The organism is Hyphobacterium vulgare (assembly GCF_042643335.1).
GTDB lineage: Bacteria > Pseudomonadota > Alphaproteobacteria > Caulobacterales > Maricaulaceae > Hyphobacterium > Hyphobacterium vulgare.
Map to the genome: position 1 here is coordinate 53,511 of NZ_JBHRSV010000028.1, position 16,140 is coordinate 69,650.

At 64.2% G+C, this 16,140-nt stretch carries 14 protein-coding genes; 11 read left to right on the forward strand and 3 right to left on the reverse strand.

All coding sequences use genetic code 11. From position 1 onward, the window contains the following. Window positions 1-8 precede the first annotated feature (8 nt). Window positions 9-2,216, reverse strand: a complete 2,208-nt coding sequence (locus ACFOOR_RS12645) for a S9 family peptidase (protein WP_343162945.1) — start codon at window positions 2,214-2,216, stop codon at window positions 9-11. Window positions 2,217-2,337: 121 nt separating this feature from the next. On the opposite strand from ACFOOR_RS12645, the gene ettA reads away from it, so the two are divergent. From ettA to metH, 7 genes are all read left to right on the forward strand, one after another. Continuing rightward, window positions 2,338-4,005, forward strand: a complete 1,668-nt coding sequence (gene ettA, locus ACFOOR_RS12650) for an energy-dependent translational throttle protein EttA (protein WP_343162946.1) — start codon at window positions 2,338-2,340, stop codon at window positions 4,003-4,005. A gap of 4 nt (window positions 4,006-4,009) precedes the next feature. After that, window positions 4,010-4,678 carry a helix-turn-helix transcriptional regulator gene (locus ACFOOR_RS12655; RefSeq protein ID WP_343162947.1) on the forward strand — a complete coding sequence of 223 codons (669 nt, stop codon included), beginning with the start codon at window positions 4,010-4,012 and terminating at the stop codon, window positions 4,676-4,678. An 88-nt stretch (window positions 4,679-4,766) separates the two neighbouring features. Further along, complete coding sequence (locus tag ACFOOR_RS12660; protein ID WP_343162948.1) at window positions 4,767-5,534, forward strand: CPBP family intramembrane glutamic endopeptidase; 768 nt, start codon at window positions 4,767-4,769, stop codon at window positions 5,532-5,534. 103 nt (window positions 5,535-5,637) lie between these two features. Beyond that, window positions 5,638-6,633, forward strand: a complete 996-nt coding sequence (locus ACFOOR_RS12665) for an ArsR/SmtB family transcription factor (RefSeq protein ID WP_343162949.1) — start codon at window positions 5,638-5,640, stop codon at window positions 6,631-6,633. Further along, window positions 6,630-7,517: a methylenetetrahydrofolate reductase [NAD(P)H] gene (gene metF / locus ACFOOR_RS12670; RefSeq protein WP_343162950.1), complete on the forward strand. Its 888-nt coding sequence runs from the start codon at window positions 6,630-6,632 to the stop codon at window positions 7,515-7,517. Before ACFOOR_RS12665 ends, metF begins: the two co-directional genes overlap by 4 nt. Before the next feature lie 10 nt (window positions 7,518-7,527). Next, window positions 7,528-8,586, forward strand: coding sequence for a homocysteine S-methyltransferase family protein (locus ACFOOR_RS12675; RefSeq protein ID WP_343162951.1), 1,059 nt, complete (start codon window positions 7,528-7,530; stop codon window positions 8,584-8,586). Window positions 8,587-8,600: 14 nt separating this feature from the next. Further along, window positions 8,601-11,273 carry a methionine synthase gene (gene metH, locus ACFOOR_RS12680; protein WP_343162952.1) on the forward strand — a complete coding sequence of 891 codons (2,673 nt, stop codon included), beginning with the start codon at window positions 8,601-8,603 and terminating at the stop codon, window positions 11,271-11,273. 26 nt (window positions 11,274-11,299) lie between these two features. Here metH and ACFOOR_RS12685 read toward each other — a convergent pair whose 3' ends face one another. After that, window positions 11,300-12,151, reverse strand: coding sequence for a pirin family protein (locus ACFOOR_RS12685; RefSeq protein ID WP_343162953.1), 852 nt, complete (start codon window positions 12,149-12,151; stop codon window positions 11,300-11,302). A 162-nt stretch (window positions 12,152-12,313) separates the two neighbouring features. Here ACFOOR_RS12685 and ACFOOR_RS12690 point away from each other — a divergent pair, with 162 nt between their 5' ends. From ACFOOR_RS12690 to ACFOOR_RS12705, 4 genes are read left to right on the forward strand one after another with little or no spacing between them, the layout of a single operon-like run. Next, entirely contained in the window at window positions 12,314-12,922 is a 609-nt protein-coding gene (locus ACFOOR_RS12690) for a hypothetical protein (RefSeq protein WP_343162954.1), read from the forward strand. A 4-nt stretch (window positions 12,923-12,926) separates the two neighbouring features. Next, the gene (locus ACFOOR_RS12695; RefSeq protein ID WP_380214709.1) at window positions 12,927-13,382 is read left to right on the forward strand and encodes an ATP-dependent zinc protease family protein; all 456 of its coding nucleotides are present in this window, start codon (window positions 12,927-12,929) and stop codon (window positions 13,380-13,382) included. 54 nt (window positions 13,383-13,436) lie between these two features. Beyond that, window positions 13,437-14,342, forward strand: a complete 906-nt coding sequence (rimK, locus tag ACFOOR_RS12700) for a 30S ribosomal protein S6--L-glutamate ligase (protein WP_343162956.1) — start codon at window positions 13,437-13,439, stop codon at window positions 14,340-14,342. Beyond that, window positions 14,339-15,370, forward strand: a complete 1,032-nt coding sequence (locus tag ACFOOR_RS12705) for a succinylglutamate desuccinylase/aspartoacylase family protein (RefSeq protein ID WP_343162957.1) — start codon at window positions 14,339-14,341, stop codon at window positions 15,368-15,370. The genes rimK and ACFOOR_RS12705 overlap by 4 nt, the downstream gene beginning before the upstream one ends. 111 nt (window positions 15,371-15,481) lie before the next feature. Here ACFOOR_RS12705 and ACFOOR_RS12710 read toward each other — a convergent pair whose 3' ends face one another. After that, on the reverse strand, window positions 15,482-16,006 hold the full coding sequence (locus ACFOOR_RS12710; RefSeq protein WP_343162958.1) for a fasciclin domain-containing protein: 525 nt from the start codon (window positions 16,004-16,006) through the stop codon (window positions 15,482-15,484). Window positions 16,007-16,140: the final 134 nt, after the last annotated feature.

Genomic DNA, 16,140 nt, shown 5'->3' on the forward strand with positions numbered 1-16,140 from the left:
TCCCGATCTTACTCGGCAAGCATCCGGTCGAAATAATCCAGGATCAGCTGTGTTCGGTGCGTCTGGCGTTCCGGGGTGCGGATTCCGTGGCGCTGGCCGGGATAGGTCATCAGCTCGAATTGCAGGCTACGCGACTGTAGCGCGTCGATCAGGCGCGTCGTGTTTGCGAAGATCACATTGTCGTCGGCCATGCCGTGGATGATCAGCAGCGGCGTCTCGTAATTGTCGACATGGGCGAAGGCCGAACCCTCTTCGTAGCCGTCGGGATTGTCCTCCGGCGTGCCCATGTATCGCTCGGTGTAATGCGTGTCATAGAGCGACCAGTCGGTCACCGGCGCACCCGCCGCGCCCGCCGCGAACCGGCCCGGCGCCTGCAGCGTCGTCATCAGCGTCATGTAGCCGCCATAGGACCAGCCCCAGATGCCGATCCGGTCGGCATCGACGAAATCGAGCGATTGCAGATAGTCGAGCCCGGCCAGCTGGTCGCGTACTTCCACCTGACCCATCGCCCGGTGCAGCGGGGTCTCAAAGGCATGGCCGCGATTCCACGAACCGCGATTGTCGAGGATGAAATAGACATAGCCGGCCTGGGCAAAGACCTGCGGCGTGCCACCCGCCCAGCTGCGCCGGACCTGCTGGGCATGCGGACCGCCATAGACATAGACGATCGCCGGATAGGTCTCCTCCGGATCGAAATCCGCCGGCAGATACATCATCCAGTGCAGGTCCGTGCCGTCCTCCGCTTCGATCGTTCCGAATTCCGGCGCGACGTGATCGTCGGCATAAGGGAAATAGGGATGGCCCTCGACGAGCGCGTTTTCCTCCAGCCAGCGGATCCGCTCACCCGGCATGTCGTAAAGCGCGGTCTGGGTCGGCGTCACCGGATCGGAATAGCTGCCGATAAAGGCCGTGCCGCCGGAATTGACCGTCGCGCTCCACCAGCCTTCGCCGGACGTGATCTGCGTGGGCTCGCCGCCGGCAAGCGGCACGGAATAGAGATGGCGCTGGGTCGGGTCCTCGGTCCAGCCCTCGAACCACACCGTTCCGGCATCAAGATCGACGCCGGAAATCTCGTCCACGACCCAGTCGCCTGAGGTGACCTGGGTGATCAGTTCGCCGTCATGGCCGAAATGATAGATGTGACGGAAGCCGGTCCGCTCTGACGTCCAGAGAAAGCTGCCGTCTTCGAGCGGCCGCAGATCGTTGTTCAGATTGATCCAGGCGTCATCGATCTCGGTCATGAGGATGCGCGTCGCGCCCGTCGCCGGATCGGCGGCAATGAGGTCCAGCACGGTCTGCTGACGGTTCTGCCGCTGGACCAGCGCTTCGGCGCTGTCGCGCGTCCAGTTCACACGCGCAAGATAGATGTCGGTGTCCTCGCCGAGAGCGACCTCGGTCGTTGCGCCGTCCTCCAGCGCGATCATGTGCAAGGTCACGAGCGCATTGGCATCGCCGGCACGCGGATAGCGCTGTTCGACGACGGTCGCGCCTTCCGCGCCGATTTCAAGGCGGGGGATGATCTCCACCGGCGTTTCGTCGACCCGCGCTGCGGCGATGTAGGCCTCGTCCGGCGACCACCAGTATCCGGTATCGCGGTCCATTTCCTCCTGGGCGACGAATTCGGCCATGCCCCACGAGATGACGCCGCCGCCCTCGCTGGTCAGGGCACGCTCCTCGCCGCTGGCGAGATCAATCACGTACAGGTTCTGGTCGCGGATGAAGGAGACGAAATTGCCGTTCGGCGAGATCCGGGCATCGGTTTCGAAGGTTTCGGTCTCGGTCAGGCGGGTCGCCTCACCGGAGTCAACATTCACGTAAAAGATGTCGCCGCCGAGCGGGACGAGAATGGCTTCGCCGCTCGAGTCCCAGTCGTATTCGACAATGCCGGACGCGCTGATCCGCTGGCGTTCGCGGCGCTGGCGCTCGGCTTCGGAAAGCTCGACTTCCTCCGGGACCAGCACATCGCTGTCGACGAGCAGATAGGGCTCGCCGCCGGCCACGTCGATCGCCCACAGATCGAGCACGTTCGCGTCTTCTTCCTTCGCGCGCAGAAAGGTGATGCGCTCGCCGTCAGGCGAGAAACGCAGCGCCCGCGGGGCCGGGCCGCTGAGGTCCGGGCTGCCATAGAGCCGCTCGATCGTCAGCTGTTCGGCCTCCTGCGCAAGCGCGGACGGGGCGAGGAGGAAGGGCAGGGCGATCAGGGCAGCACGGCGCATCGGCGTCTCCAATTGTCAATTCGCGGGGCAAGCTAGGACTCCCGGCGTTGCCAGCCAAGGGCGCACTCCGCTATAGCGCGCGGCAAAGGAATTTCCCGCTGATTTGAAGGAAGCCGCCCCCATGGCCGCCTACCAGTATGTCTACCACATGGACCGCCTGTCGAAGACCTATCCGGGCGCGTCCAAGCCGGTGTTCGAGAATATCTCGCTGCACTTCCTGCCCGACGCCAAGATCGGCGTCGTCGGGGTCAACGGCTCGGGCAAGTCGACCCTGCTCAAGATCATGGCCGGCATCGACACCGAATTCTCCGGCGAGTCCTGGGCGGAAAAGGGCGTGCGCGTCGGCTACCTGCCGCAGGAGCCGAAGCTCGATGAGTCCAAGACCGTCTGGGAAAACGTCATCGAAGGCTCGGCCGACAAGAAGCTGGTCGACGATTTCAACGCCGTCTCGATGAAGCTCGCCGAGGATTATACCGACGAGCTGATGGAAGAGATGACCGCGCTTCAGGAAAAGATCGATGCGCGCGACGCCTGGGACATCGACTCGAAGATCGAAATGGCGATGGATGCGCTGCGCTGCCCGCCGGGCGACGCCGACGTGACCAAGCTGTCGGGCGGTGAAGTCCGCCGCGTGGCGCTGTGCCGCCTGCTTCTGTCGGAGCCGCACATGCTGCTGCTCGACGAACCGACCAACCACCTCGATGCGGAATCGGTCGAGTGGCTGCAGCACCATCTGGAGAATTTCCCGGGCGCGATCCTGGTCGTGACCCACGACCGCTACTTCCTCGACTCGATCACCACCTGGACGCTCGAACTCGATCGCGGCCGCGGCATCCCCTACGAGGGCAACTACTCCTCCTGGCTGGAGCAGAAGCAGAAGCGCCTGTCCCAGGAATCCCGCGAGGAAGGCGCCAAGCAGCGCGCCCTGTCCCGCGAACTGGAATGGATCCGGTCGAGCCCGAAAGCCCGTCAGGCCAAGTCCAAGGCCCGTATCCGGGCCTATGAGGAAATGCGCGATGCCGCCGACCGGCAGGACATCACCACCGCCGTCATCCGCATTCCGCCGGGTCCGCGCCTCGGCGGCAATGTCGTCAGCTTCGAGCATGTCAGGAAGGGTTTCGGCGACCGCCTGCTGATCGACGATCTCGATTTCAAACTGCCGCCGGGCGGCGTGGTCGGCGTGATCGGCCCCAACGGCGCCGGCAAGACGACGCTGTTCAAGATGATCATTGGCGAGGAACAGCCCGACGAGGGCAAGATCGAGATCGGCGAGACGGTAAAGCTCGGCTACGTCAACCAGTCGCGCGACGCGCTCGATCCGAAAAAGAATGTCTGGGAGGAAATCTCCGGCGGCCATGACATGATCTCGCTGGGCGGCAAGGACGTGCCGAGCCGCGCCTATGTCGGCGCCTTCAACTTCAAGGGCGGTGATCAGCAGAAGAAGGTCGGCCTGCTTTCCGGCGGTGAACGCAACCGCGTCCACCTCGCCAAGATGCTGAAGGAGGGCGGCAATCTGCTACTCCTCGACGAACCGACCAACGACCTCGACGTGGAAACCCTCTCGGCGCTCGAAGCCGCGCTGGAAGACTTCCCCGGCTGCGCGGTGATCATCACCCACGACCGCTTCTTCCTCGACCGGATCGCGACCCACATCCTCGCCTTCGAGGGCGATAGCCATGTCGAATGGTTCGAAGGCAATTTCCACGACTATCTGGAAGACAAGAAGCGCCGCCTCGGTGAGGACTCCCTCGTCCCCACCCGGGTGAAATTCCAGAAGTTCAGCCGCTAGACCGGTGGCCCGGACCGGAATCGAACGCGCGCGCCTCGCCAGCTACCGGCGGGGCCGCGCGATCGCGGCGATCTTGGTCCTGGCCTCGCTTCTCCTGATCCTTGCCATAGGCGCGCTGGCATTGGCCCGCCCGGATGCGGTCTTCCGCAGCCCTGTCATCGTGTTCATCTTTCCAGCGCTCATCTGGATTGCGCTCAATCCCCGTGCCCACCGTCAGTGGTGGGCGTCCCGGCGTGATGCGCACGAGGACGCGGTGGAGACCGTCACAGGGCCCGTACGCCTGCGCCAGCAGGACCGTCCGGGGATTTTCGCCGGGCCGCGCGACCGCCTCCTCGTCGGTGACCGACTCTTCGAGATCGACTCTGCCTTCGCCGACTCCCTCGTGCCCGGCCAGACCGTGACCGTGCGCTTCGCCCCGCATTCCGGTGCGCTCCTGTCGATCGTCCAGAATGCCGATGCGGCCGGCGCGCAGCCTGCGATCGTGGCTGCAGATCTGACCCGTCGCGAGCGTGAACTCCTTGCCCTGATCGCCGAAGGCTTGACCGACAAAGAAATCGCCCGGCGGCTGAACCTCTCGCCCACGACCGTGCGCACCTATAACAGCGCGCTCTACCAGAAGCTGGGCGTAACCAGCCGCACTCAGGCGATCCGGATGGCGAAATCCGGCAGCTGACACCTGTCGACTGACAGATTGCCGACATCTGTCGATGGGCGCAGGCACTCGCGGCCGCCACCCTCCCGCTATCGAAACGGAGGGATACATGACCGCAACCGCCACCAAAACCGCCCGGCTCTGGAGCTTCCGTGACGGCATCGTCGTGCTCGGCGCGGCGATGCTCGCCTACACGCTGATGAGCTGGGGCCACATGGCCGTCGTCGCCCGCACGGTGGGCATGGAGGCCTATCTGGGATCGGGCGACCGCCTGCCGGCTTCCATCCTCGTTGTCAGCCAGGCGTCCAAGGCCGCCGCGCTCCTCGGCGCGCTCTGGCTGCTGGGACTCGTCCCCAAACGCCTCGACTGGTCGGCCGTCGGGCTGAAACCGGTCAAGCGCGGCTGGCTCATCCTCGGGGTCGTCGCTGGTCTGGGCTTCGTCGTCACCGGCCTTTTGCTCGTGAAGGCGATGATCGCCTTCGTCCCGGACTGGGCCGGGATGACAAGATCGCCCTTCGCCTTCGGTCAGGCAAACGGCTGGGCCATGTCCGCCGCCTTTCTGGCGCTGACCTTCGCCATCACGCCGTTCGCGGAGGAGGTCTTCTTCCGTGGCTTTCTCTACAAGTGGATGAAGGGCCACCGGCCGGCCTGGCTCGCCGCGCTCGTTTCTTCGGCGATCTTCGGCGCGTCACACATCATCCCCCCGCAGGCGATCAACGCCTTTATTCTCGCGCTCGTCCTGATCTGGATCTACGAGAAGTCCGGCTCGATCTGGCCCGCCATCCTCGCCCATGCGGTCAACAACATCGCCGGAACGCTGCTTTCTGCCCTCGCGGCGCAGGGGCATCTGCCCGCCTTCCTCACCGCCCCGGGGTGAGGCTGTCGACGCTGATTTTTCCGCACTTGCGAAGGATTGCACGTTGAATCGTCTCGCAATTAAGATATAAAGATATCGTTATAGGTTTTACGGCGCGAGACGCATGGAAGAACTGGTTCGACAGCTCAAGGCTCTGGCCGACCCGTCGCGCTTGCGCGTGGCGAACCTGTTGTCGCGCGGCGAGCTGACCGTGTCCGAGCTGGTGCACATCCTCGGGCACAGCCAGCCGCGCGTGTCGCGGCACCTGAAACTGCTGACCGACGCCAATCTGGCCGAGCGCATGCCGGAAGGGGCCTTCGTCTTCTACCGGCTGACGGGGCAGGGCGCGGGCAAGCGCCTGGCCGCGCTGATCAGTGAATTCGTGCCGGAGAGCGATCCGTCCTTCCGCCGTGACATGGAACGGCTCGACGCGGTAAAGGCGGCGCGCGCCGCGGAGGCGCAAGCCTATTTCGACCGCGCCTCGTCGGACTGGGAGACAATCCGTTCGCTTCACCTGTCGGAGGACGAGGTCGAAGCCGCGATTCTCGCCGCGGCGGGGCCCGGGCCATTCGACCTGATGGTTGATGTCGGCGTGGGCACGGGACGCATGCTGGAAGTCTTCGCCGACCGCGCCGAGCGCGGTGTCGGCGTCGATGTCAATCACGCCATGCTGAACCTCGCGCGGCTCAATCTCGAAAAGGCCGGTATCCGGCATTTCTTCGTGCGCGAGGCGAATGTCACGGCCCTGCCTTTCGCGGACCGCAGCGCCGATCTCGTCACTGTGCACCAGGTGCTGCACTATCTCGACGATCCGGCCAGCGCGATTGCCGAGTGCGCGCGGGTGCTCAAGCCCGGCGGCATCCTGCTGATCGCCGATTTCGCGCCGCACCAGCTGGAATATCTCCGCAGCGACCATGCCCACCGACGCCTCGGTTTCTCCGACGCGGAAATGGGCGACTGGGTCGATGCCGCCGGCCTCGACCTGACGCGGCGGATTGCCTTGCACCCGGAAGAGCCCGCGGGCCGTCTGACCGTGAAGATCTGGGCCGCGACCCGGTCCCAGCGCGCTGCCGAGCCCGGTACGCGCATCACACAGCTAAAACAGGAAGAGAACCCGTGAGCGCGAAAGCAAACACAAATGCGGGGCCCTCCGTTTCCTTCGAGTTCTTCCCGCCGAAAACCGATGAAATGGCCGAGCGGCTGTGGGATTCCGTCTCGCGGCTTGAGGCCTTCCAGCCCGGCTTCGTGTCCGTCACCTATGGCGCGGGCGGCTCGACGCGCGAGCGCACGCACGCCACCGTGAAGCGCATCGTCGAGGAAACCAGCCTCAAGCCTGCCGCACACCTGACCTGTGTCTGTGCGACGAAGGACGAGATCAACGAGGTGATCCGCGAATACCGCGATGCCGGTGTGAAGCATATCGTCGCCCTGCGCGGCGATCCGCCTGAAGGCATCGGCGAGACATACGAACCTCATCCCGGCGGCTATGTGAATGCGGCCGATCTGGCTGCGGGCATCAGCGCGATAGGCGGGTTCGAGATTTCCGTCGGTTGCTATCCGGAAAAGCATCCCGAAAGCGCCAGCTATGACTACGACATCGACCTCCTGAAGCGGAAGGTCGACAACGGCGCGACGCGTGCCATCACCCAGTTCTTCTTCGAGCCGGACGTCTATTTCCGTTATCTCGACCGCGTCCGCGCCGCCGGGATCGATATCCCCATCGTGCCGGGCATCATGCTGCAGTCGAACTTCAAGGGCCTGTCGCGCATGGCGGGCCTGTGCGGCGCTTCCATCCCGGACTGGCTGGCGCATCGCTATGACGGTCTCGACGATGACGCCGAGACCCGCGAATTGCTGACGGCCCAGACCGCCGCGGAACTGGTGCAGAAGCTGACCGAGGGCGGCTGTGGGCACTTCCACTTCTACACGCTGAACCGGGCGAGCCTGACGATGGCGACCTGTCGTCTGCTGGGCCTGAAGCCCGCCATCACCGAACCGGCCTGAGGAGGCCCCTATGTCCCGCAAAGACCGTATCGCCGCCATCGAAGCGGCCGCGAAACAGCGCATCCTGGTCCTTGATGGGGCCATGGGCACGCAGATCCAGAACCTGAAACCCTCCGAGGAAGACTATCGCGGAACGCGCTTCGCCGACTGGTCCTCGCCGGTTCAGGGCAACAACGACCTCCTGAACCTCTCCAGGCCCGATGCGATCCGCGAGATTCACGAGCACTATTTCGAGGCCGGCGCGGACATCGTGGAGACCAACACCTTCTCCGCGACGACGATTGCCCAGGCCGACTACAAGATGGAATCCATCGCGTCCGAGATCGCCCGCGAAGGCGCACGCATCGCGCGCGAAGCGGCTGACAACGTGACCGAGGCGACGGGCATCCAGCGTTGCGTTGCAGGTGCCATCGGGCCGACCAACAAGACCCTGTCCCTGTCGCCCGACGTCAACGATCCGGGTTTTCGCGAAGTCGATTTCGACCAGGTCTATGCCGCCTATTACGAACAGGCCGAGGCGATGGCGCCCTATGTCGATTTCATGCTCGTCGAGACGATTTTCGACACGCTGAACGCCAAGGCCGCGATCAAGGCGCTGCTCGATCTGGCGGACAAGACCGGCGAACACATTCCGCTGATGATCTCCGGCACGATCACCGATGCATCGGGCCGGACCCTTTCGGGCCAGACCACCGAAGCCTTCTGGAATTCCGTCCGCCACGCCCGGCCATGGGCGGTGGGCCTCAACTGCGCGCTCGGGGCTGACCAGCTTCGCCGCTATGTCGCGGAAATGGCGCGGATCGCCGACACGCGCGTCCTGGCCTACCCCAATGCCGGCCTGCCGAACGCGTTCGGCGAGTATGACGAAACGCCGGAAGAAACGTCCGGCCATCTCGGCGAGTGGGCCGAGAGCGGTCTCCTGAACATCGTCGGTGGCTGCTGCGGCACCACGCCCAGACACATCGCCGCCATAGCCGCAGCGGTGAAGGGCCAGTCACCGCGCGAGTATGGCCCGCGCCCGCCGGCCATGCGCCTGTCCGGCCTTGAACCCTTTGCACTGTCCGCCTGAGGAATTCCGTACTGATGTCCGAACAAGCCCAAGCCATTTTCGTCAATGTCGGCGAGCGGACGAACGTCACCGGTTCGGCCGTCTTCCGGCGGCTGATCACCGACGGCAATTACAATGAGGCCCTGTCGGTGGCCCGCCAGCAGGTTGAGAATGGCGCTCAGATCATCGACATCAACATGGACGAGGGCCTGCTCGATTCGCAGGCCGCGATGCGCACATTCCTGCGATTGATCGCGGCCGAGCCGGACATTGCGCGCGTACCGATCATGATCGATTCCTCCAAGTGGGAGGTGATCGAGGAAGGCCTGAAGAACGTTCAGGGCAAGGCGATCGTCAACTCGATCAGCCTGAAGGAGGGCGAAGAGCCCTTCCTGGAACAGGCGCGACTGGTGAAGTCGTATGGCGCGGCTGTCGTGGTCATGGCGTTCGACGAGACCGGCCAGGCCGAGACCGCCGACCGGAAATTCGCGATCTGCAAGCGCGCCTACGATCTGCTCGTCGACACCGTCGGGCTCGACCCCAACGACATCATCTTCGACCCGAATATCTTCGCGGTCGCGACCGGCATCGCCGAACACGATGACTACGGTGTCGCCTTCATCGAGGCGACCCGCCGCATTCGCAAGGAGCTGAAAGGCGCGCACGTCTCCGGCGGCGTCTCGAACCTCTCCTTCTCCTTTCGGGGGAATGAGGTCGTGCGCCAGGCGATGCACTCTGTCTTTCTCTATCACGCCATCAAGGCGGGGATGGACATGGGCATAGTGAATGCCGGCCAGCTCGACATCTACGACGATATCGAGCCGGGCCTGCGCGAAGCCTGTGAGGACGTGATCCTCAACCGCCGCCCCGATGCCGGCGAACGACTGCTCGAACTGGCGGAGCGCTTCCGCGGCGAGGAGGGCAAGCAGGCGAAGAAAAAGAATACCGAATGGCGCGGCTGGCCGGTTGCGAAACGCCTCGAACACTCGCTCGTCCACGGGATCGACGACCATATCGAGGAAGACACCGAGGAAGCGCGCCAGAATTTCGACAAGCCGCTGGACGTGATCGAAGGGCCGTTGATGGACGGCATGAATGTCGTCGGCGACCTGTTCGGCGACGGCAAGATGTTCCTCCCGCAGGTCGTGAAATCCGCGCGCGTGATGAAGAAGGCCGTGGCCTACCTCCTGCCTTATCTGGAGGAGGAGAAGCGCCGCACAGGCATGGAAGGCAAATCCAACGGCAAGATCATCATGGCGACGGTGAAGGGCGATGTGCACGATATCGGCAAGAACATCGTCGGCGTGGTGCTTCAGTGTAACGGATACGAGGTCGTCGATCTCGGTGTGATGGTGCCAGCCGAGACCATTCTCGAAACGGCGAAGTCGGAAAATGCCGACATCATCGGCCTGTCCGGCCTGATCACGCCCAGCCTCGACGAGATGGTCAATGTCGCTGCGGAGATGCAGCGTCAGGGCTTCGACCTGCCGCTACTGATCGGCGGAGCGACGACCAGCCCCGCTCACACGGCGGTGAAGATCGAACCGGCTTACAAGAACAACGCAGCGATCCACGTGAACGATGCCAGCCGTGCGGTTGGCGTGGTCTCGAAACTGCTCTCGGGTACGGCGCGCGACGGCTATGTCGCCGATATTCGTGAAGAGTATCAGAGAATCCGCGAACGCCGGTCCAATGCACAAGCGGCGAAAAACCGCGTGCCCCTCGAAGGTGCGCGCAAGAATGCGATGAAGCTCGACTGGTCGGGCTACGAGCCTCCTCAGCCGAGGACGCCGGGCGTCACGAGGATCGACGATGTCACGGTGAAGGACCTCATCCCCTATATCGACTGGACGCCCTTTTTCGCGGCGTGGGAGATCAAGGGGCGTTTCCCGCAAATCCTCGACGATCCCAATCGCGGCGAGGCGGCTCGCAGCCTGTTCGAGGATGCGCAGCGCATGCTGGGCACAATGGTCCAGGAAGGCTGGCTTCGGCCGCGCGGCGTGATCGGCCTGTGGCCGGCCAATGCCGACGGTGACGACATCACGGTCTGGGCCGACGAGGGCCGCACCGAAAAGCGCGCCACCTTCTTCGGCCTTCGCCAGCAGGCCGCCAAGGACAACAACCGGCCGCATCTCTCCCAGTCCGATTTCGTCGCGCCCGATGGCGCGGACTGGATCGGCGGTTTCGCGGTAACGGCCGGCGAGAATCCCGACAAGATGAAGGAATTCAAGGCCGCGCACGACGATTACTCAGGTATTCTCTTTGCCGCCCTGTCGGACCGGATCGCCGAGGCGTTCGCCGAATACCTGCACGAGCGTGTGCGCCGGCAATTTTGGGGGTATGCGCCTGACGAACGGTTCGAGCGCGAGGAACTGATTGCCGAAGCCTATCGCGGCATCCGACCGGCACCGGGCTATCCCTCGCAGCCTGATCACACCGAGAAGCTGACCCTGTTCGAACTGCTGAGCGCACCGGAAACGGCCGGCATCACGCTGACCGAGAGCCTCGCCATGATGCCGGCCTCCTCGGTGTCGGGCCTTTATATCGGTCATCCGGAGAGCGCGTATTTCGCCGTCGGGCGGATCGCGCAGGACCAGGCGAGGGATTATGCCGCGCGCAAGGGCTGGACGCTGGCCGAGGCCGAAAAGGCGCTCGCGCCGATCCTCGGCTACGAACCCGGCGAAGACAGCGAGAAAAGCGCGGCCTGACGTTTTGCGCCAGGCACTGCATCCGGTCAGAACCTGCCGGCCTGGTAGTCCAGCATCGCCTGGCGCACTTCGCCTTCGGTGTTCATCACGAAGGGCCCGCCCCAGGCGACGGGTTCCCTTATCGGACGGCCGGCCAGGAAGAGGGCGGTTGCCGCTTTGCTTCCGGCTTCGAGCCGGACGGTGTCGCCGCCCATCAGAACGCCGAGTTCGCCTGCGGAGAGCGTGACGGCTTTTCCGTCTGCATCGCGGAAGTTCAGCGATCCGTCACGCACGGCGATCATCACCGTCTTGGCGGGATCGACCGGTTCCTCATAGACGCCCCCGGCTTCGAGCCGCACATCGGCATAGAAGGGATCGGTGGCGACATCGCGCACCGGGCCTTCGACACCGGTCGAGGTCTTGCCGGTGACGATCCGCGCTTTCGCGCCAGTGTTTCGAACGTCCTCGGGAATGCGCCCGGGGTCGAATTCCTGGTAGCGCGCGGGCTCCATCTTCTTTTCGCGCGGCAGGTTGATCCACAGCTGGAAGCCGGACATCAACCCGTCCTCCTGTTCCGGCATTTCGCTGTGCTCGATCCCGCCCGCGGCGGTCATCCACTGCACGCCGCCCGGCTCGATCACGCCTTCATGGCCCTTGTTGTCCTTGTGGCGCAGGCGTCCGGCGAACATGTAGGTCACCGTCTCGAAGCCGCGGTGCGGATGCGGCGGGAAGCCGGCGATATAGTCGCCCGGATTGTCCGAGTGGAAATGGTCCAGCATCAGGAAGGGGTCGAGCATCTGCAGCTCGCGATGGCCCAGCAGGCGGCGGATCTTCACGCCGGCCCCGTCGGACGTCGCAATGCCCTTGGTCCGGAAGGCGAGGGTACGGATCTGGCTCATGGCAAGTCTCCTTCGAGGTCCATTTAATGCCGCGGGCGAACAACGGCGACCCCGGATGCCGGACACTTCTTCTTTCCGATCAGGAGACAATCGGGTTTCGGCTGACGCCGCCGGTGCTTGCCGGTAAGGTGCATGAAAATGCGACTCGGGGAGGGTTCGATCATGCGTCCGGTTTTCGTTTCAGCCATCGCTTCCGTATTCCTGATTGCCTGCGGAAATTCCGCCGCAACCGATCCGGGCGAGGCCGACACGGCCGACGCCGCGTCGGTTGACCATCACGCAACGGACGAAGCCGGTGCGCACGAGCAGGACGGCGTGAACGGGCAGGTCTTCGCCGCGGAGACCGAGCTGTTCGGCTACTACCTCCCGGATTCTGACGTTGGCACCGGCGACATACGCCTCGACCACATCTCGGTCGGTATGGATTGGGAGTTCGAGGAATTCTTCGCGGGCGAACCCGACCGGTACCAGCCGCTCGTCATGGCGTTCGACGATATCTCCAGCCCGACCGGCGTGGGTGAGCTTGGCAATACCTACTACGAAGTCAGCTATGCAGTGTTCCCGGAAAACTTCCTGATCACGGACAGTGCGATGACCTTTTCCGGCACGCATGAGGTCATCGGGACGTATTCCTTCGAAGGCACGTTCAACGCGCAGCAGGTCGAGGCCTTTCATCAGGGTTTCCCCGCCCAGGGCGCGCTGACCGGGACGCTGCGCATCGGCGACGAAGTCTTCGAGAATGTCAGCTTCCAGGGCTGGATGGGCGACTGACGGTTTGGCCTCCGCGAAGAAACAGCCCCTTCTGATCGGATGGCGGGAATGGGTGGAGTTGCCCGACCTGACCGCGATCCCGATCAAGGCGAAGATCGACACCGGGGCGCGAACTTCGGCCATCCACGCCTGGAAAATCCAGCGTTTCTCCGACGCCGGCATGCCCTGGGTCCGGTTCGAGCTTCACCCCGTCCAGAAAGACAACAGGACACGAATTGCCTGCACCATGCCGGTCCACGACGAGCGCGAGATCCGCTCGTCCAATGGCGAAGTCACCGTGCGTCTTGTTGTCAAAACCAGGCTCAGGATGGACGGGCGTATCTGGCCGATCGAGTTGACATTGGCACGCCGTGACCAGATGGGATTTCGCATGTTGATCGGAAGGACGGCGCTGAAACGCCGCGTTCTGATCGACCCGTCTGATTCCTACCTGACAGGGCGCGAGCCCGGCCCGGTTTAGCTTCTGCCTTGCCTGCCCCATACTGAACCGCGTGTCGAACAGGAAATGACTTCCATGCGCCTCCTCATGCTGGCTCGAAATGCCTCGCTCTATTCGCACCGGCGCCTGGTCGAGGCCGCCGAGGCACGCGGTCACGAGATCGATGTGCTCGACACGCTCCGAATTTACATGAACATCACCTCGCTGCGCCCTGAAGCCCGCCACAACGGGCGGTCGCTCGAAGGCTATGATGCGGTCATCCCCCGCATCGGCGCGTCGATCACCAGCTATGGCACGGCGGTGGTTCGACAGTTCGAGATGATGGGCGTGTGGTCGGTGAACGAGTCGGTGGCCATCGGCCGATCGCGCGACAAGCTGCGTTCGCTTCAGCTTCTGTCGCGCGCCGGGATCGGCCTGCCGGTGACCGCGTTCGCCCATGAAACGCGCATGACCGACGACGTGCTCGATATCGTCGGTGGCGAACCCGTCGTCATCAAGCTTCTGGAGGGGACCCAGGGTGTCGGCGTCGTTCTGGCGGAAACCCGCCGCTCCGCCAAGTCGGTGATCGAGGCCTTCCGCGGTGCCAAGGTCGATATTCTCGTCCAGGAATTCATCAAGGAAGCTGGCGGCTCCGACATCCGGATGATCGTGGTCGGCGGCAAGGTGATCGCGGCGATGAAGCGCCAGGGCGGGGACGGCGATTTCCGGTCCAACCTGCACCGCGGCGGCTCGGCCTCGAAAGTCCGGATCACGCCGGAGGAACGCTCGACCGCGATCCGTGCCGCGAAGGTGATGGGACTCAATGTCGCCGGCGTCGATATCCTTCGCTCCAATCATGGCCCGGTCGTGATGGAGGTGAACTCCTCACCCGGACTCGAGGGGATCGAGGAGACCACCGGGTTCGACGTGGCCGATGCCATCATCGAATTCGTCGAGAAGAATGCGACGCCCGGAAAGACCAAGACCAAGGGCAAGGGATGAGCGTGTTCGAAATCGCCGGGCATGCCGTGCCGCACGGCGAGCGTGCGATTGTCGACATTCCCGTTTCGGTGCTGTCCGATCACACACCGATGGCGCTGTCCTGTCAGGTGATCCATGGGCGTCGCCCCGGTCCGGCGGCATTCGTGTCCGCGGCGGTGCATGGCGATGAAATCATCGGCGTCGAGATCATCCGCCGCCTGCTGCGTACACCTCAGCTCAAATCGTTGAAGGGCACGCTGATCTGCGTGCCGATCGTCAATACGTTCGGCTTCATCAACCACACCCGCTACCTGCCCGACCGGCGCGATCTGAACCGGTCGTTTCCCGGTGCCGCGACCGGCTCGCTGGCCGCCCGGCTGGCCCGGCTCTTCATCGACGAGATCGTTTCGCGCTGCGAGGTCGGGATTGACCTGCACTCCGCCGCCGAACACCGGGTCAACCTGCCCCAGATCCGGATCGATGCGGGATCAAAACGGGTGCACGAGCTGGCCGAGGCCTTCTGTGCCCCCGTCATCGTCCAGTCGCGACTGCGTGAGGGGTCGCTGCGCATGGCCGCCCGGCAGATGGGCAAGGATGTGCTGGTTTATGAGGCGGGCGAGGCGCTGCGCTTCGACGAGCAGGCGATCCGCCTCGGTATGAAGGGCATACTGCGCGTCCTCCATCACCTCGGCATGATTGCCAGCGACAAGGGACTGAGCTCGACGATCCGGCCCGTCGTGTCGAAGCATTCGCACTGGGAACGCGCGCCGATGGGCGGCGTTCTGCGCGCCTACAAGGCGGCCGGGACACTGGTCGAAAAGGGCGACATCATTGCGGCGATCGCCGCTCCGCTGGGCGCGCGCGAAGAAATCGTGAGAGCGAATTTCTCCGGTCTCGTCATCGGCCGCACCGTGCTGCCCATCGTCAACGAAGGCGATGCGCTGTTCCACATCGCGGAAATCTCGCGCGTGCCGAGGGTCGACCCGTTGGTCCGCATCGGCGAGGAGACCGAAGGCGACCCGCTGTTTGACGAGGACGAGATTCTCTAGCCGCCACGACGAAAAGAACGGGGCCGCCTGCATGGCAGGCGGCCCCGCGAATTCGGTGCCCCGGACCGGAGGGACTGGGAAGGGGGTCCGGGGCTTTCCGGATCCTGCCCCTTATTCGGGCATGATCACCTGATTGATGACGTGAATGACGCCATTGGATGCATCGACGTCCGCCATGATGACAGTGGCACCATCGACCATGACGTTGTCGCCGGTCGCATCGATGTCGACCGTGTCACCCTGGACCGTTTCCACGGACAGCGCCTGGCCGGCCAGATCGCCTGCCATGTATTCACCCGCGACCACGTGATAGGTCAGGATCGCAACCAGCTGGTCGCGGTTTTCCGGCTGCAGCAGGCTTTCCACCGTGCCTTCCGGCAGGGCAGCGAAGGCTTCGTCGGTCGGCGCGAACACGGTGAACGGACCGTCGCCGCGCAGCGTGTCTTCCAGGCCGGCGGCCTGCACCGCGGCAACCAGCGTGTTGAACGAACCGGCATTCACCGCCGTATCGACGATATCGGCCTGCATGGCGTGATGATCGGACGAGGCGTGATGGTCGATCTTCGACGTGCTGTCGGCCAGCGCCGGGGCACCGAGCAGGGACAGGGCGGCAGTCGCGGTAAAGAGAGTACGCATGTGCTTGCGCTCCATTGAGTTTGCTTATCGGGGGGAGAATCGGCGCCGCCCGTTTAGGGGGCGGGCGGCGCCAGTCTTCAAGAGGGATGTCTTGCGCAAGACACGGGGAGATACGCGCCGGGCCGGCGACCGGA